Genomic DNA, 22,094 nt, shown 5'->3' on the forward strand with positions numbered 1-22,094 from the left:
TGACCCTCGCTCAGTAATGGCCCAGCTGTGCCTGCTTGACCAGGTTCTCGTAGAGACGGGCATAGGGTTCCACCGCCTGGCACCAGTTGAACGGCTGAGTCATCGACAGGCAGCGCATGGCGTTCAGCAGGTCCTTCTTGCCGTACACATAGAAGGCGCGGCTGAGTGCCTGGCGGTAGCTCTCGACGGTGGATTCGTTGAACAGGAAGCCTGTAACGCCGCACTCGATGGTGTCGGCCAGGCCGCCAGTATTGCGCGCCACCGGCAGCGAGCCGAAGCGCTGTGCGTACATCTGGCTGAGGCCGCACGGCTCGTAGCGTGACGGCATCAGCAAGAAGTCGCTGCCGGCGAACATGCGCCGTGCGTCGGTTTCGTTGAAGCCGATGCGCACACCGATGCGGCCTGGGTGGCGCAGCGCCAGTTCACGCATGGCCTGTTCTTCTTCCGGCTCGCCACGGCCGATGATCGCAATCTGCCCGCCTTGCTCGACGATGTAGTCGGCCACGCCCAGGGTCAGGTCCAGCCCCTTTTGATAGACCAGCCGCGAAACGACGGCGAACAGCGGGCCTTCCGAGGCTTCCAGGCCGAACAGATCACGCACTTCCTGGGTGTTGCGTGCCTTGCCTTCCCAGTCATTGATGCTGAAGTTGTGCTGCAGGTGCTTGTCGGTGGCCGAATCCCAGCTTTCGTCGATGCCGTTGGGGATACCACCGAGCAGGCCTTGCTGGGCCTTGCTGGCCAGGAAACCGTCCAGGCCGCAGCCAAATTCGGGGGTGGTGATTTCCCGGGCATAGGTGGCGCTGACCGTGGTGATGTGGCTGGAGTAGGCCAGGCCCGCCTTGAGGAACGACAGCTTGCCGTAGAACTCCATGCCTTCCTGCTGCATGGCGTGGTCGGGAATGGCCAGCTCCGGGCTGCAACCCCGGCTGTACACACCTTGGTAAGCCAGGTTGTGAATGGTGAACAGGGTAGGCGTGCTTAGCCCGCGCCAGTGCATGTAGGCCGGGGCCAGGCCGGCGGGCCAGTCATGGGCGTGCACCACTTCGGGTGTCCAGTGGATCTTGCCTTCGCCAGCCGCAATTTCGGCGGCGGCCAGGCCCAGGCGGGCGAAGCGGATGTGGTTGTCGGGCCAGTCGCGGCCATTGTTGGCACCATAGGGCGTGCCGTCGCGCTGGTACAGTTCGGGGCAGATCAGCACATAGATCACCAGGCCGTCGGCCATGTCCATGCGCCCGATCTTGCACGGCGGCAGTGCCGCGTGGCCGCCCAGTTCACCGACGATGTGGATGGGGTTGTCGCTTTCCATCACCTGGCGGTAGCCGGGGATCAGCACCCGCACATCGTGCAGATGCGCCAAGGCGCGGGGCAGGGCGGCAGATACGTCGCCCAGGCCACCGGTTTTCACCAGATCGGCGATTTCCGAGGTTACGAACAGGATCTTGCGCTTGTTGGGGTTGTGCTGGCGCTGGGCGCCGGGTGCCGTGCCTGTCTTGGCGAAGTCCGGTGTGAGCGGCTCGCGGTTGTCCGGGTTGAATGAATCTACGTGAGGCTCGACAGCGGCACTGATCATACTTCTCTCCGTCCCTATGCTTGGCCGGGTGCTGGCACCCGTGGCGATATATCGTGTTGGTTCTCTCTGGTTCGAATCTGCGTAGTGCGTTCCATGCCCCTGAGTCGTGCGCGCAGGCACAGCGCTGTCGGCATTCCGGCCGCAGGCGAGTGGACTGGTTGGGGTGGGTGGGCCGTGGCTGGGAGTGCCCCATGCGTTTGGCCTACTTAATTCATGACCTACCGGCTTTCCTTAAAGTTCGACTTTTTTACGTCACTCTTCCCTTGAGCAAATGGCGGGCCGAAAACCGAGTGTAGGAGAGAACGCGATAAAAAGGTGACCCACTGGTCATTAATGTGAGGTGCGAAATAGACGCAAACGTTGGCGTATGTGACTGGATGTGAAAAGGTTTGCCGGAGCCGTTTTGCGGGTGCGCCAAATTGTGGCCGGAGTGGGCGGTTGCACCATAGTGGGGCATTGGATGGGCGTTTGCTTCTTCGCGGGTGAACCCGCGAAGGGGACTGACCTGGAAAAGTAGAGTCAACAGGTGGGAGCCCTACAGCCCCCACTGAGAGGAAGGAAAGATCAGAGGCTGACGGCCTTGCCGTCGGTACGCGCTTGCGCCAGCAGCAGGTTCAGTTGGGCGACCTGCTGGCGCAGCTGGTCACGCTCGTCTTTCAGTTTACGCAGCTCATCACGGCGCACGGAGACATAAAGTGTCTGGGTTGGGGTTGCTGGCATTAAGGTACCCATGAGCACACCTCGCGGTTCTGGCTGGTGACAATTAAAGCGTAGACGCTTCACGCGGGGCGCATTCTGAATTCTTTCGCAGGGCTTGGGAACTTTTTTGTTTATCGTGGTCTCGCCGTTCGTCGCTGAACCCTCCTGCGGTACGCTGGACTAATCTGAAAAGCTGGACTGTGTCGTCAACCATTTCGAAAGGGGAGCATCGGCTCATGCAACTGGGAATCGTCGGGCTGGGCCGCATGGGCGGCAATATCGCAAGGCGCCTGATGCGCGCCGGCCACCGCACCGTGGTACACGACCGCAACCGTGAGGCCATCACCGGGCTGGAAGGCGAGGGTGCTCAAGGCGCACACGACCTCGGTGCGCTGGTACAAAAACTGAAAGCGCCGCGCGCAGTGTGGGTCATGCTGCCGGCCGGTGAACCGACCGAGCAGACCATCGCCCAACTGGCCGAACTGCTGGAGCCGGGCGATGCGATCATCGACGGTGGCAATACCTTCTACAAGGACGACATGCGCCGCGCCGCTGAACTGGCCAAACGCGGCCTGCATTACCTGGACGTGGGCACCTCCGGCGGTGTGTGGGGCCTGGACCGTGGCTACTGCATGATGATCGGTGGCGAAAAGGACGTGTTCGAGCGCCTGGAACCGCTGTTCAAGGCGCTGGCGCCGGGCGTGGGCGACATCCCGCGTACTCATGGCCGTAGCGGCGAGCACCAGCGTGCCGAACATGGCTACATTCACGCCGGCCCACCCGGTGCAGGGCACTACGTGAAAATGGTGCATAACGGCATCGAATACGGCCTGATGCAGGCCTATGCCGAAGGCTTCGACCTGCTGCGCAGCAAGGGCGGCAACGAGCTGCCCGAAGACCAGCGCTTCGACCTGAACGTGGCCGAGATCGCTGAAGTGTGGCGGCGCGGCAGCGTGGTCACTTCGTGGTTGCTCGACCTCACCGCCGATGCCTTGGTGGCCGACCCGCAGCTGTCGCAGTTCAGCGGCTCGGTGTCCGACAGTGGCGAGGGCCGTTGGACCATCGACGCCGCCGTGGAACAGGCAGTGCCGGTGCCGGTGCTGTCCAGCGCGCTGTTCGCCCGCTTCCGCTCGCGTCAGCAGCAGGGCACTTACGGTGACAAGATCCTCTCGGCCATGCGCCTGGGCTTTGGTGGCCATGTCGAGAAGAAAGCCGAATGACCAAACAGACCATTCCTGCTGCACCGCCTTGCACCCTGTTCCTGTTCGGCGCCAATGGCGACCTGGTCAAGCGCCTGCTGATGCCGGCGCTGTACAACCTCAGCCGCGATGGATTGCTGGACCGCAACCTGCGCATTGTCGGCGTCGACCACAACCCGGCCAGCGCCGAGGATTTTGCCGGGCGCCTGCATGCGTTCATGGTCGAGCGGGACAAGGGCACGGCCAAATGCCTGGACGAAAAGCGGTGGGCACGCCTGGCCAAACGCCTGGATTACCAGACCGGTGATTTTCTTGACCCGGCGACCTATCAGGCTATCGCCAAGCGCATCGACAAGACCAGCCATGGTAATGCGATCTTCTACCTGGCAACCTCGCCACGCTTCTTCCCCGAAGTGGCCCAGCGCCTGGGGCAGGCCGGCTTGCTCGACGAGTCCGCCGGGGGCTTTCGCCGGGTGGTGGTCGAGAAGCCGTTCGGCACCGATCTGGCCAGCGCCGAGGCGCTTAACGCCTGCCTGCTGAAGGTGATGGGCGAGCGGCAGATCTACCGCATCGACCATTACCTGGGCAAAGAAACGGTGCAGAACATTCTGGTCAGCCGTTTTTCCAACGGCCTGTTCGAATCGTTCTGGAACAACCACTACATCGACCATGTGCAGATCACCGCTGCGGAAACGGTTGGCGTCGAAACCCGTGGCGCGTTCTACGACAGCACCGGCGCCCTGCGCGACATGGTGCCCAACCACCTGTTCCAGCTGCTGGCGATGGTGGCGATGGAGCCCCCCGCAGCGTTCGGCGCTGACGCCGTGCGCAGTGAAAAGGCCAAGGTGGTCGGCGCCATCCGCCCGTGGTCGGCGAAAATGGCCCTGAAAAACTCCGTGCGTGGCCAGTACGTTGCCGGCAAGCAGGGGCGCAAGCCGTTGCCCGGCTACCGGCAGGAGGCCAATGTCGCTGCCGACAGCCAGACCGAAACCTTCGTGGCACTGAAGGTCATGATCGACAACTGGCGCTGGGCTGGCGTGCCGTTCTACCTGCGCACCGGCAAGCGCATGAGCGTACGCGATACCGAAATCGCCATCTGCTTCAAGCCCGCGCCCTATGCGCAGTTTCGCGAGTCGGAGCTGGAGCGGCCCAAGCCCAATTACCTGAAAATCCAGATTCAGCCCAACGAAGGCATGTGGTTCGACCTGCAGGCCAAGCGGCCTGGGCCGGAACTGGTGATGGAGAATGTCGAGCTGGGCTTTGCCTACAAAGACTTCTTCAAGATGACCCCGGCGACCGGCTACGAGACCTTGATCTACGACTGCCTGACCGGTGATCAGACCCTGTTTCAGCGTGCCGACAACATCGAGAACGGTTGGCGTGCAGTGCAGCCGTTTCTCGATGCCTGGGCGCAGGATGGCGAAGTGCATGAGTACCCGGCGGGTGACGATGGGCCTGAGGCAGGCAACGAACTGCTGGCGCGGGACAAGCGCGAGTGGCACCGGTTGGGGTGAGAGGTTTGTGACCCTGTACCGGCCCTTTCGCGGGCACTGGCGATCACATCAAGGAGACCAAATGCCCACCCACATCGAAGACTACGCCCTGCTGGGCAACTGCCGAAGCGCCGCCCTGGTCAGCCGCGACGGCTCACTCGACTGGCTGTGCCTGCCACGCTTCGACGCCCCAGCCGTATTCGCCGCACTGCTGGGCAACGAAGAAAACGGCCGCTGGCGCCTGGTCCCCTGCGACCCGGTCGAGCACAGCAGTCGCCAATACCTGGACGACTCCCTGGTGCTGGAAACCACCTGGGTTACCGCCACTGGCCGTGCCCGCGTGCTCGACTTCATGCCCTTGGGCGAGGTCAATTCGGTGGTGCGAATCGTCGAGGGCATCTCTGGTGAAACCAACTTCGAAATGGACTTGGTCATGCGCTTCGACTACGGGCGCAGCGTGCCCTGGGTGGAACGGCTCGACCCACTCACCCTCAGCGCCGTCGCGGGCCCTGACCGACTGATCCTGTGCAGCACCGTGCCGCCCCATGCCCGCGACCACCATACCGTCGCCCGTTTTCGCGTTGGCACAGGTGAGCGGCACATCTTCAGCCTGCGCCATCAGCCTTCGCACCTGCCCGTGCAACCCGACTGCGACACTGACCTGGCCCTGGCCCACACCATCGATCAATGGCAGGCCTTTGCCGCCCGCTGCCCGCACGTAGGTCCCTACACGGCTTTGGTGCGCCGCTCGTTGCTCACCCTCAAGGCGATGACCTACGCCCCCACGGGAGGCATCGTCGCCGCCGTCACCACCTCGCTGCCCGAGCGCGTGGGTGGGGAACGTAACTGGGACTACCGCTTCTGCTGGTTGCGCGACGCCACCATGACCCTGCTGGCGTTCATGAACCTTGGCTATTTCGACGAAGCCCAGGCCTGGCGTGAATGGCTGCTGCGTTCGGTGGCCGGCAACCCCGAACAGATGCAGATCATGTACGGCCTGGCTGGTGAACGGGATTTGCAGGAATACACCTTGCCGTGGCTGGCCGGTTACGAGCATTCGCAACCCGTGCGGGTGGGCAACGCCGCCTCGCAGCAGATGCAGCTGGACATCTACGGCGAACTGGCCGATGCCATGACCCAGGCGATCAAGGGCGGTTTGCCGCGCCACCCGCGCAGCGCTGCTATATCCCGCTTGATCTTGCCCTACGTCGAGGGCATCTGGCGCGAGCCGGACGAAGGCATCTGGGAAGTGCGTGGCGGCCGGCAGCAGTTCGTGCACTCCAAGGTGATGGCCTGGGTGACCTTCGACCGCGCTGCGGGGCTGGCTGACACCACGGAGGAAGGCCGTGAGCGTGGGCGGCATTACCGACAGGTAGCCGATGAGATCCACCGTGAAGTCTGCGAGCGTGGCCTTGATGCCAGCGGTCGGTATTTCGTCCAGGCCTACGGTTCTACAGAAATGGACGCCAGCCTGTTGCAGGTTGCCCTGACCGGATTTCTGCCGGCAGATGATCCACGCTTTTTACGCACGCTTGAACAGATCGAACAGCGCTTGCTGAAGAACGGCCTGCTGTTGCGTTACGACAGCGACAGTTGCAGTGATGGCCTGACGCCCGGGGAGGGTACTTTCCTGGTGTGCTCGTTCTGGCTGGCTGACGTGTATGTCTTACTCGGGCGCCAGGCAGAGGCGCAGGCGCTGTATGAACGCCTGACCGGCCTGTGCAACGACCTTGGCCTGTTGGCCGAGCAATATGACCCGGCCGGCCAGCGCATGCTTGGCAACTACCCTCAAGCGTTCAGTCATATCGGCATCATCAACACTGCGCTCAATTTGTATCGGGCACAGTGCCCCGTGCGTGACCGGGCGAGTTGCAGATAGGTGCGACGTGCACCAAGGAATTGCACCACGTTGGAGCAAGCGGAGTAGACTAGGCCAAACCCCTTAGGCACGGAGCACCCATGGGCATTCGCGGTACTGATCGGCAGATCGACAACATCGAGTTCAATGTCAGCGACATCGCACGGAGCAAGGCCTTCTATGGCAGCGTGTTCGGCTGGGTGTTCACCGACTACGGGCCTACGTACACCGAGTTCAGCGATGGCCGGTTGACTGGCGGCTTTACCACTGGCGAGCCGGTGACTCCGGGTGGGCCGCTGATCATCCTGTATGCCGACGACCTGGAGGCCACGCAGCAGCGGGTCGAGGCGGCGGGTGCGAAAATCAGCCGGGCAACGTTTGCCTTCCCCGGCGGGCGACGTTTCCACTTCATCGACCCGGACGGTTATGAACTGGCGGTGTGGACGGCCCAGGGCTGATGGCCAACCACAAGATCGAAATCCGCCGGCGCAATATCGAGAAGATTCTGCAGGCGGCGGAAAAGGTGTTCGCCGAAAAAGGCTATGGCGCCACCTCCATGGGCGACATTGCCGAACAGGCCGAGTTGCCGCGCTCCAACCTGCACTATTACTTCAGCACCAAGGACGACCTGTTCCGCGCGGTACTGCAAGACTTGCTGGACGTGTGGAAGCAGGACGCGCTGTGCTTCGAGAACTTCGACGACCCACGTGTGGTGTTGACCAGTTACATCCGCGCCAAGATGGGCCATTCGCGTTCGCGGCCGCTGGGTTCGAAGATCTGGGCCGAAGAAATGCTGCACGGGGCGCCGGTGCTGGGGGTGAACCTGGAGGAAAGCCTGGTGCCCTGGGCCAAGTTGAAAGAGGCCAAGATCCGCCGTTGGGTAGAGGAGGGGCGCATTCTGCCAGTGGAGCCGTCGGCGTTGCTGTACATGATCTGGGCTTCGACCCAGCACTATGCTGACTTTGGCTACCAGGTTGAACTGCTCAATGGCGGGGAGATGTTGTCGGACATGGCGTTCGAGAGTGCGGTGCAGACGGTGACCAGTGTGATCTTGCGAGGGATTGGGTTAGAGCCTTGATACAGCAAGTGGGGCCGCTGTGCGGCCCTTCGCGGGCAAGCCCGCTCCCACAGGAATTGCGCGGTCTTCACAAGCGGCGCGGTCCTTGTGGGAGTGGGCTTGCCCGCGAAGGGTTGCGCAGCAGCCCCTATCTGCCTCAGCTCGCCTCGCGATAGGGATTACGCGGATCCTGCGTCCAGTTCAGGTACGGCTTGCCGGTATCCTGCGCCTCCATCTCGATGCAGCTTTCCACAGGGCAGGTGATCTGGCACAGGTTGCAGCCCACGCATTCCTCCTCGATCACACTGTAGGCATGCGTGCCGTCAGCCTTCAGCGTGCTGGCAATGGCCTGGTGAGACGTATCCTCACAGGCTATATGGCAACGCCCACAGCCAATGCAGGCCTCCTGGTCGATATGGGCCACCGATTTGTAGTTGATGTCCAGGTACTTCCAGTCGGTGGTATGCCCCACCGCCTGCCCGCGAAATGCTTCGATGGTGGCATGCCCATGCTGGTCCATCCAGCGCGCCAGGCCATCCTTCATGTCCTCGACAATGCGGAACCCGTGCAGCATCGCCGCCGTGCACACCTGCACGGCGCCGCTGCCCAAGGCCATGAACTCTGCCGCATCACGCCAGTTGCCGATGCCGCCAATGCCGCAGATCGGCAAGCCACGCGTTTCCGGGTCGCGGGCGATTTCCGCCACCATGTTCAGTGCAATCGGCTTGACCGCCGAGCCGCAGTAACCGCCGTGGGTGCTCTGGTCCCCCACGATGGGGTGGGCGACCATGCGGTCGAGGTCGACACTGGTGATGGAGTTGATGGTGTTGATCAACGACACCGCATCGGCCCCGCCCCGGTGCGCGGCACGGGCCGATTGGCGGATGTCGGTGATGTTCGGCGTAAGCTTCACGATCACCGGCAGCGAGCAGTGCGTCTTGCACCAGCGGGTGACCATTTCCACGTACTCCGGCACCTGGCCGACCGCCGCGCCCATACCCCGTTCAGGCATGCCGTGCGGGCAGCCGAAGTTAAGCTCGATGCCGTCGGCCCCGGTGGCCTCCACCAGTGGCAGGATGAACTTCCACGATTCTTCCACGCACGGCACCATCAGTGACACGATCAATGCGCGATCGGGCCAGTCTTTCTTCACTTGGGTGATTTCGCGCAGGTTGATGTCCAGCGAACGGTCGGTGATCAACTCGATGTTGTTGATGCCCTGCACTTGGCGGTTGGCGCCGTAGTGTGCTGAGTAACGCGACGACACATTGACCGCCGCCGGGTCCTCGCCCAGGGTTTTCCACACCACGCCGCCCCAGCCGGCCTCGAAGGCGCGGACCACGTTGTAGGCTTTGTCGGTGGGCGGCGCGGAAGCCAGCCAGAACGGGTTGGGTGCCTTGATGCCGGCAAACACGATAGACAAGTCGGCCATTTACGCTGCCTCCACGTTGAGCATAAGTCGGGCATGGATGGCTTCGGCGGCCAGCTTGCCGTGCTGTACGGCCTGGACGGTAAGGTCCTGGCCGAGGGCAGTGCAGTCACCGCCGGCATACACGCCCGGCAGGCTGGTTTGCAGGGTTTCGTCGACACGGATGCGCTCACCCTCGCGGGCCAGCTGTGCAGCCACCGGGTCGCCGAGACTGGCATCGTCGAAGCGTTGGCCGATGGCCTTGAAGATGGCATCGGCGGCCAGCTCGAAGGTTTCGCCAGTGTCGCGCAGGCGGCCGTCGGCCAGCTCGGTGCGGGCGAAGCGCATGCCGCGCACCTTGCCAGCGTCATCCAGCAGTACGGCATCGGGGCGGGCCCAGGTGTGCAGGCGCACCTGGTTGGCCTTGGCAATGTCTTGCTCGTGGCCGGTGGCGCCCATGTCGGCATTGCCACGGCGGTACACGAGGTTGACGTCGCGGGCGCCCAGGCGGCTCATCTGCACGGCCATGTCGATGGCGGTGTTGCCGGCACCGATCACCAGGCAGCGGTCGGCCAAGGGCAATTGGCTCAGGTCATCGGCCTGGCGCAGTTCGCGGATGTATGCGGTGGCGGCGAGCAGGCCGGGGGCTTCTTCATCCGGCAGGCCCAACTGGCGCACGGCATTCAGGCCGAGGCCAAGGAATACCGCGTCGTACTGGTCGCGCAACTCGCCCAGGCTGAGGTTGTCGCCCAGGCGCTGGCCATGGCGAATTTCGATGCCACCGATGCCCAGCAGGAATTCCACTTCACGTTGCGCATAGTCGTCGACCAGTTTGTAGCGGGCGATGCCGTACTCGTTGAGGCCGCCAGCCTTGTCACAGGCCTCGAACACCACCACGTCATGCCCGTGCATGGCCAGGCGATGGGCACAGGACAGCCCTGCAGGCCCGGCACCGACCACGGCGATACGCTTGCCGGTAGCCGGTGAACGCTTGAACGGGTGTTCGGTGAAGTGGGCGTTGTCCAGGGCATAGCGCTGAAGCTGGCCGATCAGTACCGGCGCACACTCCTGCGCGTTGTTGCGCACGCAGGCTTGCTGGCAGAGGATTTCGGTGGGGCATACACGGGCGCAGCTGCCGCCGAGGATGTTGGCGGAGAGGATGCGTTCGGCGGCGCCTTGCAGGTTTTCGTCACTGATGCGGTGGATGAACGAGGGGATGTCGATGTCACTGGGGCACGCGTTGACGCAGGGCGCGTCGTAGCAGTACAGGCAGCGTGCGCTTTCGACGGCGGCCTGGCGAGCGGTGAGGGGTAGGGCCAGGTCGCCGAAGCGCTCGGCCAACTGGTCGGCACCGGCCCGGGGGCGCGGCAAGTGGTTCAGGGCGTCGATCACGGTTGTAGCCTCTCTATTTTTGTGGGGGCAGGCGACAAGCAAGCTTGGCGGTGTTATCTGGCGGCGCTGCGCGCCCCAATCGCCTTAACGCTGCACGGGCGTCGGGCGCTGATGCTCGGCCCTGCGCTCCAGCACCTCATACACCGACGGATACGCCGGCCGTTCCACATACCGCCCCGCGCCTGCTTCGGCACGCAGGTCGCCATCGGCCCACAGCACCTTGCCCTGGCTGATGGTGTGGCTGGGGATGCCACGCACGGTGCGGCCTTCGAAGATGTTGAAGTCCACCCGCTGGTGGTGGGTCTGGGCCGAGATGGTGCGGGTGCCCTGCGGGTCCCACAGCACCAGGTCGGCATCGGCGCCAACACGGATGGCACCTTTGCGCGGGAACAGGTTGAAGATCTTCGCCGTGTTGGTGGAGGTGAGCGCAACGAACTCATGCATCGACAAACGCCCGCTGTTCACCCCGGCATCCCACAGCACTGCCATGCGGTCCTCGATGCCGGCGGTGCCGTTGGGAATACGGCTGAAGTCGTCGCGGCCCATGGCTTTCTGCTCGGCGCAGAAGCAGCAGTGGTCGGTGGCGGTGGTGTGCAGGTTGCCCGACTGCAAGCCGCGCCACAGGGCTTGCTGGTGTTCACGCGGGCGGAACGGCGGGCTCATCACGTAGCCGGCCGCAGTGGCCCAGTCCGGGTCACGGTAGACGCTGTCGTCCAGCAGCAGGTGGCCGGGCAGCACCTCGCCATACACCGGCTGGCCCTTGCCCCGGGCGTAGGCAATTTCATCCAGTGCCTCGCGGCTGGACACGTGCACCAGGTACAGCGGCGTGCCGAGGGTTTCGGCAATGCGGATGGCGCGGCTGGCCGCCTCGCCCTCGACCTGGGACGGGCGCGACAGTGGGTGGGCTTCCGGCCCGGTCAGGCCTTGGGCCAGCAGTTTTTTCTGCAGGTGGTACACCAGTTCGCCGTTTTCGGCATGCACGGTCGGCACGGCACCCAGCTGCAGGCAGCGCTCGAAGCTGGCCACCAGGGTGTCGTCGGCGGCCATGATGGCGTTCTTGTAGGCCATGAAGTGCTTGAAACTGTTCACCCCGTGCTTGGCCACCAGCTCGCCCATCTCTTCAGCCACCTGCTCGCTCCACCAGGTGATGGCGACATGGAAGCCATAGTCGCTGGCGCTTTTCTGTGCCCAGCCGCGCCAGGTGTGGAAGGCCTCCAGCAACGACTGCTGCGGGTTGGGGATGACGAAGTCGATGATCGAGGTCGTGCCGCCGGCCAGGCCCGCAGCGGTGCCGCTGAAGAAGTCCTCGCTGGCCACGGTGCCCATGAACGGCAACTGCATGTGGGTATGCGGGTCGATGCCACCGGGCATCAGGTACTGGCCACTGCCGTCGAGGATCTCGCAGTCGGTCGGGGGTTCGAGGTTTTGCCCGATGGCGCGGATCAGGCCATCGGCACACAGGACATCGGCGGGGTAACTTTCTTCGTGGGTAACCACGGTGGCGCCACGGATCAACAGGGACATGCCGTTTTCCTCGCAGGCTGACCGGTCTGGGCCGGTTCTTGGAATTGTCACGGGTGCAGGGCGGGCAGGTCGGTTAATCCTGTCAGGCCTGACAAGATTCGAGGCTAGATGCTGATTGGGGATTCATCAAGAAAATTTTCCTATTATTTTTGTGGTTTTTAACTACCTGATATTTAACGATTAATAATTCAGTTAGCGCTGGTTGCGGGGGTTTCGAAGGTTTTTGACTCACTTGACAAGATGAAATTCTGGTCAAGATTTTTAAGCACGATTACGCGTGCGTACTCCGGCCATCGAATTAGCCCGATGAGCAAACAATTAAAAGAAAATCTGGAGAAGGGCCCATGCAACAGAGCAGATCGGAAGTGGTCGAGCAAGATGGCCTGTTCGAGCTGTCCGAGGGCAGTGATGTCCTCGACAGCCCGCGCTACAACCACGACATCGCGCCCACCAAAGTGCACCAGCGCACCTGGAACAAATGGCACATCACTGCCCTGTGGGTAGGCATGTCCATCTGCGTACCCACCTACACCTTGGGCGGCGTGCTCACCGCTTACTTCGGCCTCAGCGTGGGCGAGGCGTTGCTGGCTATCCTGCTGGCCAACGTGATCGTGCTGATTCCGCTTACCCTCAACGCGTTTCCCGGCACCAAGTACGGCATCCCGTTTCCGGTGCTGTTGCGCTCGTCCTTCGGCATCCTCGGTTCCAACGTACCGTGCCTGATCCGCGCGGTGGTCGCGTGCGGCTGGTTCGGTATCCAGACGATGTTTGGCGGGCTGGCCATTCACCTGTTTCTCGGGTCGGTGTTCGATGACTGGAAAGCACTGGGCGGCACCGGCGAGGTGATCGGCTTCATGATCTTCTGGTGCCTGAACCTGTGGGTGGTGCTGCGCGGCGCCGAGTCGATCAAGTGGCTGGAAACACTGTCGGCACCGCTGCTGGTGGCGGTGGGCGTCGGGCTGCTGTTCTGGGCGTTGCCGCACATGTCGATGACCGAACTGCTGGCCCAGCCACCCAAGCGCCCGGAAGGGGCGAGCGTGGTCAGTTACTTCTGCGCCGGGCTTACCGCCATGGTCGGTTTCTGGGCCACGTTGTCGCTGAACATTCCCGATTTCAGCCGTTACGCCCGCAGCCAGAAAGACCAGATTCTGGGGCAGATCTTCGGCCTGCCGCTGACCATGTTCCTGTTCGCTTCGCTGGGCGTGGTGCTGACCGCTGCCTCGGCGTCGCTGGTGGGCGAAACCGTGTCCGACCCGGTCAGCCTGATCGGCAAGATCCACAGCCCGTTCTGGGTGGCCCTGGCCATGGCGCTGATCGTGATCGCCACGCTGTCGACCAACACCGCCGCCAACATCGTGTCACCGACCAACGACTTCCAGAACATTGCCCCTCGCCTGATCGGGCGCAGCCGTGCGGTATGGCTGACCGGCTTCATCGGTTTGGCGCTGATGGGGCATGAGCTGCTGAAGAAGCTGGGCTGGATCGTGTCCGACCTGAGCCTGGAGAGCGTGTATTCCAACTGGTTGCTTGGCTATTCCAGCCTGCTCGGGCCGATTGCCGGGATCATGGTGGTGGACTACTTCCTGATCCGTCGGCAGCAGCTGGACCTGGCCGGGCTGTACCGGGATGACGTGTATCCGGCGTGGAACTGGGCCGGGTTTGCCGCCTTTGCCTTGCCGGTGGCGCTGACCGTGATGGCCATTGGCAACAGCAGTTTCAGCTGGTTTTACGACTACGGCTGGTTCACCGGCTCGTTGCTGGGTGGGGGTCTGTATTACGTCTTCGCCAGCGTGGCGGCTCGCAGTCCTGCGCGGCTGGCCAAGCCATTGCCTTGAGACCGCGCTGGCCTCTTCGCGGGCAAGCCCGCTCCCACAGGTTCACCACAGCTTTCGAATGGTGTGCAGTACCTGTGGGAGCTGGCTTGCCGGCGATAGGGCCCTGGCAGACAACAAAAAAGCCTGAAGGAGAAACCTGTGAATCCAGTCCAAGACATCCTCAAAACCAATGCTCACCATGTCGACAGCAATCGTCTGTGGCAATCGTTGATGGACCTGGCCCACCTCGGTGCCACCGTGAAAGGGGGCGTTTGCCGCCTGGCCCTGACCGACCTCGACCGCCAGGCCCGCGACCTGTTCGTGCAGTGGTGCGAGGCCGCCGGTTGCACGGTCAGCATCGACGCCATCGGCAACATCTTTGCCCGCCGTCCCGGGCGTAACCCCAAGCTCCCCCCGGTGATGACCGGCAGCCATATCGACACCCAGCCTACGGGCGGCAAGTTCGATGGCTGCTTCGGGGTGATGGCCGGGCTGGAGGTGATCCGCACCCTCAACGACCTGGGGTTGGAAACCGAAGCACCGTTGGAAGTCGTGGTGTGGACCAACGAAGAAGGTTCGCGTTTTGCGCCTTGCATGATGGGCTCGGGGGTGTTTGCCGGCAAGTTCACCCTGGAAGAAACCCTGGCCAAGCGCGATGCCCAGGGTGTGAGCGTTGGCGAGGCCTTGAATGCCATCGGTTATGCGGGCCCTCGTGCAGTGCTGGGCCACCCGGTGGGGGCGTACTTCGAAGCGCATATCGAGCAGGGGCCCATCCTCGAAGATCAGGCCAAGACCATCGGCGTGGTGCTGGGTGCCCTGGGCCAGAAGTGGTTCGACCTGACACTGCGTGGTGTCGAGGCCCATGCCGGGCCGACGCCCATGCACCTGCGCAAGGATGCATTGGTCGGTGCCGCTGCGGTAGTGGAAGCAGTCAACCGCACCGCCCTCGGCCATCAGCCCCATGCCTGCGGCACCGTGGGATGCCTGCAGGCGTACCCCGGGTCGCGTAACGTGATCCCGGGTGAGGTGCGCATGACCTTGGATTTCCGGCACCTGGAGGGCGAGCAGCTGAATGCGATGATTGCCGAGGTGCGCGGGGTGATCGAGGCCACCTGTGCCAAGCATGGCCTGAGCCATGAACTGGTACCTACGGCGGACTTCCCGGCGCTGTACTTCGACAAGGGCTGTGTCGATGCGGTGCGCGAGTCGGCCAAGGCATTGGGCCTGCCGCACATGGACATCGTCAGCGGCGCGGGGCATGACGCGATCTTCCTGGCCGAACTGGGGCCGGCGGGGATGATATTCGTGCCATGCGAGAACGGCATCAGCCACAACGAGATCGAGAACGCCACGCCGGATGACCTGGCGGCAGGGTGTGCGGTGTTGCTGCGGGCGATGCTGGCGGCGTCGGAGGCCATTGCCAGCGGGAGGTTGGCGGCCTAGCTTGGCGTGGGTTATGTGGCGACTTTGAGATCGAGCGCCGCCCGCGCGGCGCATCGCGAGCTGTGCTCGCTCCTACGTTTGTTTCCGGCCAAATATGCCTGTGAGATTTGCGCGCGGACGCTTTGGCGCATGGCGCGATATCGCGTCGTACACACCAGGTTGTCGCGCGCGCCTGCCACAGGCGTTACTGGCCCGAAACAAACGTAGGAGCGAGCACAGCTCGCGATGCGCCGCGCGGGCGGCGCTCGGTTTACGCGCCACCTCAAAATTCAAGACAGGCACCTGTAAGTACCACGCCTATCTCCTGGCATATATCAGCCAACAGCCTCAAGACAGCCATTGCGGTTAATGTGATAACGCTGCAGGTCCTGCGCCAGGGTCAGTTGCCCGTGGTAGTGGGCGAGGGCTTCGTCACGCACGTTATCGATATTCGGGCTGCGCTTGGGATCGCTTTGGTAGCGGGCGCTAAAGTGCGTCAGCACCAGGTTGCGCACGCCTGCCGCTTCGGCAAAGCGCGCTACCGCTGCTGCGGTGCTGTGGCCGAAGGTGATCCCGGTGCGCTCGACCACGGCCTGGGTGAACGTGGCTTCGTGCACCAGCACATCAGCGCCTTTGGCGACATCGGCCAGCAATTCGGGGTTGTCGTTGTCCCCGCACACGATCACCCGGCGCGGCGGGCGCGAAGGGCGCAAGTAGTCGCTACCGTCTAGCCACTGCCCGCCATGCCGCGTCTTCAAGCCTTTGGCCAGCTCGCCCCACAGTGGCCCGCGTGGAATGCCTTCGGCTTCCAGGCGCTGGATGTCCAGGCGCGGCTCGGGGTTGAGTTCGGTGAACACGAAAGCGACGCTCGGTACCCGGTGTGACAACTGCACGGTGGTCACTTGCAGGGTCTCGCTGCGCCATTCGGCCACGTCCTCCACGGCCAGCAGGCGCAGTTCGAAGGGCAGGAAGGTGTCGCTGGCCAACAGGCCCTGACGTACCCAGTCATGCAGTGCAGCGGGCAAAATCAGCTCCAGCGGCTGGGTGCGCCCGCTCATCCCGGCACTGGCCAGCAGGCCTGGCAGGCCAAAGCAATGGTCGCCGTGCACATGGGTGATGAAAATGGCACGCAAGTCACGGATCGACAGCGGCGTGTGCAGCAACTGATGCTGGGTGCCTTCGCCGCAGTCGACCAGGTACCAGTGGCTGCCACTGGCTTCGATCACCGCAGTGGCGCTGACGTTGCGCGCCTTGGTCGGCACCCCGGCAGAGGTGCCCAGGAACAGCAGGTCCATGCTCAGGGCTCCTGATTCAGTCCAGCAGCGACAGGTTGCGCAGCATCACCTGCAGCCCCTGTGGCACCAGTGGGCCGATGCGAGCGAAGTCGGCGCTGTTGCACCAGCGGGCGCGGAACGGGCTGTTGTCGGACTCGTGGCCGTCCAGCCAGTCTTGCTCGTACAGGCCGGCGTCATCGAAGCGCGCATCGTACACCTGCACAATCTCATGCCCCGGCTTGCCTGCATAGGTGAACAGGCTTTCGAGGGTGCCGAGCAGTCTTGCATCGCTGATCGGCTGGCCCAGCTCTTCATGGATTTCCCGGGCAATGGCATCCTGAGCCAACTCACCGAACTCGACGCCGCCTCCCAAGGGGCGGCACAGCGTCTGGCCGGTGGCCGGGTCGTCAAACACGTTGACCAGGATCTTGCCCTGGTGATGGAACACGCACAGGGCCAGAAAACGGATACGGGGTACTTGCAGCGGTTGAGTGCTCAACGGGCTCGTTCCTTCGAGTCGATAAAGGGCGCACACCTTAGCCGGATTACCGCATGCCGTCGATGGTGAGCTATTCTGCCTGACGCCAGATGAGCTTGCTGGTGTCATAGCCTTGCTCCCGCGCGATGCTCAGCAGTTGCTCGCGTTGCTGGTCGGGGACCGCCGGCGTGCGCGACAGCAGCCACAGGTACTCACGGTTGGGGTGGCCGACCAACGCCACGCGGTAGTCCTTGTCGTGGTACAGCACCCAGTATTCGCCCTTGGTCAGGCCGGGGGCCAGGCGGCTGAACCAGTTGTCGAAGCGTACCCACAGCTTGTCGGTGCTGCCCGGTTGCTGGGCTTCGGCGACACCTTTGGCTTCATTCCACTGGCCGTCCTTCTCCTGGCAACGGTTGGTCACGTCGATGCGGCCATCGGTACGCAGGCCATAGTGCGCCTCGGACTGCACGCAGTTGCGCTGGAAGAACATCGGCAGCCGCGCCAGTTCGTACCAGGTGCCTTGATAGCGTTGCAGATCGACCTGCTGGGTATGCGGCGGCGCCGGGTGATCGTTGCCGGCGCAACCGAGCAGGGCCAGGGTGATGCAGGACAGCAGCAACGGGGTGCGTAGTGCCATGGCGAACCTCCTTGGAACGGATGGGGAGTTACCTGTGTTTCGATGCGGGCGCGGGGCAAAAGTTGTATTGGATATGGGAGGCATGCACGCGCGCGCTACGATAACCTCGACCTCACAACCAGTATGTCACCGCCCACCACCCCAGCCCACCCATCACCACGGTATAAGGCAAGGCCATCCACACCATCCGCCCATACGACAGCCGGATCAACGGCGCAATTGCCGAGGTCAGCAGGAACAGAAACGCGGCCTGGCCATTCGGTGTCGCCACGCTGGGCAGGTTGGTACCGGTATTGATCGCCACCGCCAGTGTCTCGAAATGCTCGCGGCTCATGCCGCCATTGAGAAACGCCTGCTTCACTTCGGTGATGTAGATGGTGGCAACGAACACGTTGTCGCTGATCGCCGACAGCAGGCCGTTGGCCAGGTACAGCATGCCCGGCTGTTGCTCGGCAGGCAGCGTCAGCACCCAGCTGATCAAGGGGCTGAACAGTTGCTGCTGATGAATCACTGCCACCACGGCGAAGAACACCACCAGCAAGGACGTGAACGGCATGGCGTCCTGGAAGGCACGGCCCAGGCGGTGCTCATCGGTGATGCCGGTAAAGGCCGTGATCAGCACAATCACCATCAGGCCGATCAGGCCAACCTCGGCCACATGCAGCCCCAGGCATACGATCAGGATCAGCGCAGCCAAACCTTGCACCCACAGCGCCAGGCGCTGGGCCTGGGTGCGGGCCGCGTCGTCTTCGGCCGCATAGGTGGCCAGTACCTGACGCACGGGTTCAGGCATCAGCGTGCCGTAGCCGAACAGGCGAAGCTTCTCCAGCAGCACGCAAGTGAGCAGGCCGGCACCCAGCACCGGCAGCGACACGGGCGCCACCTTGAAGAAGAAGTCGGAAAAGTGCCAGCCCATTTCATGGCCGATCAGCAGGTTTTGCGGCTCGCCCACCAGCGTGCAAACACCGCCCAGGGCAGTACCCACCGCGCCGTGCATCAGCAGGCTGCGCAGGAAGGCGCGGAACTTGTCGAGGTCTTCGCGGTGCAATTGTGCCACTTGTTGATCGCTATCGAGCGCGCTGTCTTCGCGCGGGTTGGCCCCGGAGGCGACACGGTGGTAAACGGCGTAAAAGCCAACCGCAGCGCTGATGATCACCGCCGTTACGGTCAGCGCATCGAGAAACGCCGAGAGGAATGCCGACAGCACGCAGAACAGCAACGACAGGAGCGCCTTCGAGCGAACGCCCAGCAGGATGCGTGAGAACAGGAACAGCAGCAGCTCCTTCATGAAGTGGATACCGGCAACCATGAACATCAGCAGCAGAATCACCGGGAAGTTGTGCTGCAGTTCCTCGTACAGCGCCTGTGGCGTGGTCATCTGCAACAGCAGGGCTTCGATCAGCAGCAGGCCGCCCGGCATCAGCGGGTAGCATTTCAGCGCCATGCCCAGGGTGAAAATGAACTCGAGTACCAGCGCCCAGCCAGCTGCAACCGGACCAAGGGTTACCAGCAGCAGCGGGTTGAGCACCAGGAACAGGCAGATGACCGCCTTGTACCAAAGCGGCGACTGGCCCAGAAAACTGTGGGCGAGGGCGCCGGTCGGGGAGCGTGACATGTATTTGTATCCTTATAATTCGGCGATGGCGCACGGTGCCGGATCGGCGCGTCTTAGGCAAGGCGTGCAGTCCCGTTTTTGGCACAAGTGCGGTCATCGGGCTGGGTTACCATCCGAGCCATGAACCCTTCACCCGCAGGAGTGCCGCCCGTGACCGAGTACAGCGCATTCAAGGTCGAACTGACCGACAACATCGCCCACGTTCAGATCAACCGCCCGGAAAAGGTCAACGCGATGAACGCCGCCTTCTGGGAGGAGATCATCGACATCTTCCAGTGGATCGACGACACCGATGCGGTGCGCGCGGTGGTGATCAGCGGCGCCGGCAAGCATTTCTCCGCCGGTATCGACCTGATGATGCTGGCGTCGCTGGCCGGGCAGATGGGCAAGGATGTGGGCCGCAATGCGCGCTTCCTGCGCAAGACCATCCAGCGCCTGCAGGCTTCGTTCACTGCCGTGGACAATTGCCGCAAGCCGGTGCTGGCTGCCGTGCAAGGCTACTGCATCGGTGGTGCCATCGACCTCATCTCGGCCTGCGACATGCGCTACTGCAGCAACGATGCCCAGTTCTCGATCAAGGAAATCGACATGGGCATGGCCGCCGATGTCGGCACACTGCAACGTTTGCCACGTATCATCGGTGACGGCATGATGCGTGAGCTGGCCTTCACCGGGCGCAACGTTGCGGCGGACGAAGCCCTGCGCATCGGCTTGGTCAACCGGGTCTATGATGATCAGGCCGCGCTACTCGACGGTGTCTTTGCCATCGCCCGCGAGATTGCCGCAAAATCGCCGATCGCCGTGGCCGGCACCAAGGAAATGCTCAGCTACATGCGCGACCATCGCATCGACGATGGCCTGGACTACATCGCCACCTGGAACGCCGCGATGCTGCAGTCCGAAGACTTGCGCGTGGCTGTGGCGGCGCACATGAGCAAACAGAAACCGACGTTCGCCGACTGATCGGGCCGGGGGACGCGCAGTAAAGGAACCCCCGACATGTCAGCACGCTGGACTACCGCAGTACTCGACCCGCAGATCACCGGGGGGCTGGCCGTGGCCCGCAGCCCGGAAGGGTTTTTGGTGGACGACAACGGCGCGCTGTTCCCCCGCCACTGGCTCAAGCGCCAGGACCTCGACGTGCTGTGCGAGCACGGCATCGGTCATTTCGACGGCCAGCCCGTGTTCCTGCTGGAACTGCGCAGTGCGACGGACGTGCCAGGCTGCAACTGGCGCGGTCTGCGCGCGTTCATGCTTGAAGGCGACTTCGACACCTACAAGGTGCTGGGTTATGCCGCGCAGATTGGTACCTGGGCCAGAGAGCACCGTTTCTGCGGCAGCTGCGGCCAGGCCATGACGCAAATTCGCTGGGAGCGGGCGATGTATTGCCAGCCGTGCGACCTGCGCAGCTACCCGCGTATTTCACCCAGCATGATCGTGCTGGTAACCCGTGGCGATGAAATCCTGCTGGCGCGCTCGCCACGCTTCGTCACCGGGGTGTACAGCACCTTGGCCGGTTTTGCAGAGCCGGGTGAGTCGGCCGAAGACTGCCTGGTGCGCGAAGTGCGTGAAGAAGTGGCGGTGGAGGTACAGAACATTCAGTACGTCGGCAGCCAGTGCTGGCCGTTCCCGCATTCTATGATGCTCGGCTTCCATGCCGAATTTGCCGGGGGCGAGATTGTGATGCAGCCGGACGAGATCGAGGATGCCAAGTGGTTCAGCGTCCACGACCTGCCGCCGCTGCCGGCCGGGCGCTCCATTGCCCGGTATCTGATCGATTTGTACGTTGCGCGTCGCTTAGGATTGGCCGAACCAGTGCTGCCACGCTAGGCGCACGGTCAACGCCAGCACCACGGTGATGAACACCGGGCGGATGAACTTGCTGCCGCCGCTGATTGCCGTGCGTGCGCCGAAGAAGGCACCGACCATCACCGACAGGCCCATGCACAGGCCGACGATGTAGTCCACTTGCCCGGAAATGATGAACACCGTCAGCGCCGCGATGTTGCTGACGAAGTTCATGCTGCGCGCCACGCCGCTGGCGCGGACCAGGTCGATGGGGTAGAGCAGCAGGGTACTGACGGTCCAGAAGGCCCCGGTACCCGGCCCGGCCACACCATCGTAGAAGCCCAAGGTGAAGCCTTGTGGCATCTGCCATTTCTTCTTGATCGGTGCATCGGCATCCAGCGGCGCTTTTGGCGTGCCGCCAAACAACAAGTAGATGCCGCAGGCGAAGACGATGACCGGCAGCATCTTGTTAAGCCATTCGGCCGGCATGTAGTGGGCAACCACTGCGCCAATCGATGCCCCGACCAGGGTGGCGAACAGCGCCGGGCGCCATTGTGCCGGGTGGAACAGCTTGCGTTTGTAGTAGGTGAAGCCGGCAGTGGCCGAGCCGAAGGTGGAGCTGAGCTTGTTGGTGCCCAGTACCAGGTGTGGCGGCATGCCAGCGGTGAGCAGGGCCGGGGTGGTCAGCAGGCCGCCGCCACCGGCGATGGCATCGATGAAGCCAGCGACGAAGGCGACCAGGGCCAGGATCAGCAGGGTTAGGGGTTCTACGGTAAGTTCGAAGGGCATGGGGTTTTGGCAGGCAGGGAGGCAGCAAAGGGCTGCACTAGAAGCGGGGTATGGTAATCCTGGGATGGATGTGTTGC

19 protein-coding genes are annotated in these 22,094 nt (G+C 63.2%); 9 read left to right on the forward strand and 10 right to left on the reverse strand.

Going from position 1 to position 22,094, the window contains the following annotated elements; genetic code table 11:
* Positions 1 to 10: 10 nt before the first annotated feature.
* Positions 11 to 1,570 carry a glycogen synthase GlgA gene (glgA, locus tag ACF8R4_RS24540; protein ID WP_060497778.1) on the reverse strand — a complete coding sequence of 520 codons (1,560 nt, stop codon included), beginning with the start codon at positions 1,568 to 1,570 and terminating at the stop codon, positions 11 to 13.
* 564 nt (positions 1,571 to 2,134) lie between these two features.
* Positions 2,135 to 2,302 (reverse strand): DUF6026 family protein, encoded by a 168-nt coding sequence (locus ACF8R4_RS24545; protein ID WP_013973320.1) that lies wholly within the window; start codon positions 2,300 to 2,302, stop codon positions 2,135 to 2,137.
* 152 nt (positions 2,303 to 2,454) lie between these two features.
* On the opposite strand from ACF8R4_RS24545, the gene gnd reads away from it, so the two are divergent.
* From gnd to ACF8R4_RS24570, 5 genes are all read left to right on the forward strand, one after another.
* Positions 2,455 to 3,489 (forward strand): phosphogluconate dehydrogenase (NAD(+)-dependent, decarboxylating), encoded by a 1,035-nt coding sequence (gene gnd, locus ACF8R4_RS24550; RefSeq protein ID WP_110225572.1) that lies wholly within the window; start codon positions 2,455 to 2,457, stop codon positions 3,487 to 3,489.
* Entirely contained in the window at positions 3,486 to 4,982 is a 1,497-nt protein-coding gene (gene zwf, locus ACF8R4_RS24555; RefSeq protein WP_060497776.1) for a glucose-6-phosphate dehydrogenase, read from the forward strand. Before gnd ends, zwf begins: the two co-directional genes overlap by 4 nt.
* 61 nt (positions 4,983 to 5,043) lie before the next feature.
* Positions 5,044 to 6,840 carry a glycoside hydrolase family 15 protein gene (locus ACF8R4_RS24560; RefSeq protein ID WP_060497775.1) on the forward strand — a complete coding sequence of 599 codons (1,797 nt, stop codon included), beginning with the start codon at positions 5,044 to 5,046 and terminating at the stop codon, positions 6,838 to 6,840.
* 80 nt (positions 6,841 to 6,920) lie between these two features.
* A complete protein-coding gene (locus ACF8R4_RS24565) occupies positions 6,921 to 7,277 on the forward strand; it encodes a VOC family protein (RefSeq protein ID WP_060497774.1) in 357 nt (118 codons plus the stop codon).
* Entirely contained in the window at positions 7,277 to 7,897 is a 621-nt protein-coding gene (locus tag ACF8R4_RS24570) for a TetR/AcrR family transcriptional regulator (RefSeq protein ID WP_060497831.1), read from the forward strand. Before ACF8R4_RS24565 ends, ACF8R4_RS24570 begins: the two co-directional genes overlap by 1 nt.
* A gap of 136 nt (positions 7,898 to 8,033) precedes the next feature.
* Here the strand turns inward: ACF8R4_RS24570 and preA are convergent, their stop codons facing one another.
* The 3 genes from preA to hydA all read right to left on the reverse strand — a co-directional run bounded on the left by preA (position 8,034) and on the right by hydA (position 12,200).
* Complete coding sequence (preA, locus tag ACF8R4_RS24575) at positions 8,034 to 9,308, reverse strand: NAD-dependent dihydropyrimidine dehydrogenase subunit PreA (RefSeq protein WP_105946594.1); 1,275 nt, start codon at positions 9,306 to 9,308, stop codon at positions 8,034 to 8,036.
* The gene (locus tag ACF8R4_RS24580; RefSeq protein ID WP_200928637.1) at positions 9,309 to 10,676 is read right to left on the reverse strand and encodes an NAD(P)-dependent oxidoreductase; all 1,368 of its coding nucleotides are present in this window, start codon (positions 10,674 to 10,676) and stop codon (positions 9,309 to 9,311) included.
* Between the two features lie 84 nt (positions 10,677 to 10,760).
* The gene (gene hydA / locus ACF8R4_RS24585; RefSeq protein ID WP_060497772.1) at positions 10,761 to 12,200 is read right to left on the reverse strand and encodes a dihydropyrimidinase; all 1,440 of its coding nucleotides are present in this window, start codon (positions 12,198 to 12,200) and stop codon (positions 10,761 to 10,763) included.
* A 344-nt stretch (positions 12,201 to 12,544) separates the two neighbouring features.
* Here hydA and ACF8R4_RS24590 point away from each other — a divergent pair, with 344 nt between their 5' ends.
* Positions 12,545 to 14,035, forward strand: coding sequence for an NCS1 family nucleobase:cation symporter-1 (locus ACF8R4_RS24590; protein ID WP_104834315.1), 1,491 nt, complete (start codon positions 12,545 to 12,547; stop codon positions 14,033 to 14,035).
* 138 nt (positions 14,036 to 14,173) lie between these two features.
* A complete protein-coding gene (locus ACF8R4_RS24595) occupies positions 14,174 to 15,457 on the forward strand; it encodes a Zn-dependent hydrolase (RefSeq protein ID WP_392493641.1) in 1,284 nt (427 codons plus the stop codon).
* A 314-nt stretch (positions 15,458 to 15,771) separates the two neighbouring features.
* Here the strand turns inward: ACF8R4_RS24595 and ACF8R4_RS24600 are convergent, their stop codons facing one another.
* From ACF8R4_RS24600 to nhaB, 4 genes are all read right to left on the reverse strand, one after another.
* A complete protein-coding gene (locus tag ACF8R4_RS24600) occupies positions 15,772 to 16,731 on the reverse strand; it encodes a ribonuclease Z (RefSeq protein ID WP_164524821.1) in 960 nt (319 codons plus the stop codon).
* A gap of 16 nt (positions 16,732 to 16,747) precedes the next feature.
* Positions 16,748 to 17,194 (reverse strand): NUDIX hydrolase, encoded by a 447-nt coding sequence (locus tag ACF8R4_RS24605; RefSeq protein WP_164525259.1) that lies wholly within the window; start codon positions 17,192 to 17,194, stop codon positions 16,748 to 16,750.
* Positions 17,195 to 17,279: 85 nt separating this feature from the next.
* Positions 17,280 to 17,825: a lipocalin family protein gene (locus ACF8R4_RS24610; RefSeq protein WP_060497767.1), complete on the reverse strand. Its 546-nt coding sequence runs from the start codon at positions 17,823 to 17,825 to the stop codon at positions 17,280 to 17,282.
* 112 nt (positions 17,826 to 17,937) lie between these two features.
* Entirely contained in the window at positions 17,938 to 19,440 is a 1,503-nt protein-coding gene (gene nhaB, locus ACF8R4_RS24615; RefSeq protein ID WP_060497766.1) for a sodium/proton antiporter NhaB, read from the reverse strand.
* Between the two features lie 150 nt (positions 19,441 to 19,590).
* Here nhaB and ACF8R4_RS24620 point away from each other — a divergent pair, with 150 nt between their 5' ends.
* Together ACF8R4_RS24620 and nudC are read left to right on the forward strand one after the other, a co-directional pair.
* Positions 19,591 to 20,403 (forward strand): crotonase/enoyl-CoA hydratase family protein, encoded by an 813-nt coding sequence (locus tag ACF8R4_RS24620; protein ID WP_060497765.1) that lies wholly within the window; start codon positions 19,591 to 19,593, stop codon positions 20,401 to 20,403.
* 36 nt (positions 20,404 to 20,439) lie between these two features.
* Positions 20,440 to 21,270, forward strand: a complete 831-nt coding sequence (nudC, locus tag ACF8R4_RS24625; RefSeq protein WP_060497764.1) for an NAD(+) diphosphatase — start codon at positions 20,440 to 20,442, stop codon at positions 21,268 to 21,270.
* Here the strand turns inward: nudC and ACF8R4_RS24630 are convergent.
* Positions 21,238 to 22,017: a TSUP family transporter gene (locus ACF8R4_RS24630; protein WP_060497763.1), complete on the reverse strand. Its 780-nt coding sequence runs from the start codon at positions 22,015 to 22,017 to the stop codon at positions 21,238 to 21,240. The two genes, nudC and ACF8R4_RS24630, sit on opposite strands and share 33 nt — an antisense overlap.
* Positions 22,018 to 22,094 lie beyond the last annotated feature (77 nt).

This window comes from Pseudomonas sp. FYR_2, assembly GCF_043106425.1.
GTDB classification, from domain to species: domain Bacteria; phylum Pseudomonadota; class Gammaproteobacteria; order Pseudomonadales; family Pseudomonadaceae; genus Aquipseudomonas; species Aquipseudomonas monteilii.

Bases quoted from the DNA above. Each gene is read 5' to 3' on its own strand.
- glgA (WP_060497778.1), bottom strand. From the start codon at position 1,570: ATGATCAGTGCCGCTGTCGAGCCTCACGTAGATTCATTCAACCCGGAC.
- ACF8R4_RS24545 (WP_013973320.1), bottom strand. From the start codon at position 2,302: ATGGGTACCTTAATGCCAGCAACCCCAACCCAGACACTTTATGTCTCC.
- zwf (WP_060497776.1), top strand. From the start codon at position 3,486: ATGACCAAACAGACCATTCCTGCTGCACCGCCTTGCACCCTGTTCCTG.
- ACF8R4_RS24560 (WP_060497775.1), top strand. From the start codon at position 5,044: ATGCCCACCCACATCGAAGACTACGCCCTGCTGGGCAACTGCCGAAGC.
- ACF8R4_RS24565 (WP_060497774.1), top strand. From the start codon at position 6,921: ATGGGCATTCGCGGTACTGATCGGCAGATCGACAACATCGAGTTCAAT.
- ACF8R4_RS24570 (WP_060497831.1), top strand. From the start codon at position 7,277: ATGGCCAACCACAAGATCGAAATCCGCCGGCGCAATATCGAGAAGATT.
- preA (WP_105946594.1), bottom strand. From the start codon at position 9,308: ATGGCCGACTTGTCTATCGTGTTTGCCGGCATCAAGGCACCCAACCCG.
- hydA (WP_060497772.1), bottom strand. From the start codon at position 12,200: ATGTCCCTGTTGATCCGTGGCGCCACCGTGGTTACCCACGAAGAAAGT.
- ACF8R4_RS24590 (WP_104834315.1), top strand. From the start codon at position 12,545: ATGCAACAGAGCAGATCGGAAGTGGTCGAGCAAGATGGCCTGTTCGAG.
- ACF8R4_RS24600 (WP_164524821.1), bottom strand. From the start codon at position 16,731: ATGGACCTGCTGTTCCTGGGCACCTCTGCCGGGGTGCCGACCAAGGCG.
- ACF8R4_RS24610 (WP_060497767.1), bottom strand. From the start codon at position 17,825: ATGGCACTACGCACCCCGTTGCTGCTGTCCTGCATCACCCTGGCCCTG.
- nhaB (WP_060497766.1), bottom strand. From the start codon at position 19,440: ATGTCACGCTCCCCGACCGGCGCCCTCGCCCACAGTTTTCTGGGCCAG.
- nudC (WP_060497764.1), top strand. From the start codon at position 20,440: ATGTCAGCACGCTGGACTACCGCAGTACTCGACCCGCAGATCACCGGG.
- ACF8R4_RS24630 (WP_060497763.1), bottom strand. From the start codon at position 22,017: ATGCCCTTCGAACTTACCGTAGAACCCCTAACCCTGCTGATCCTGGCC.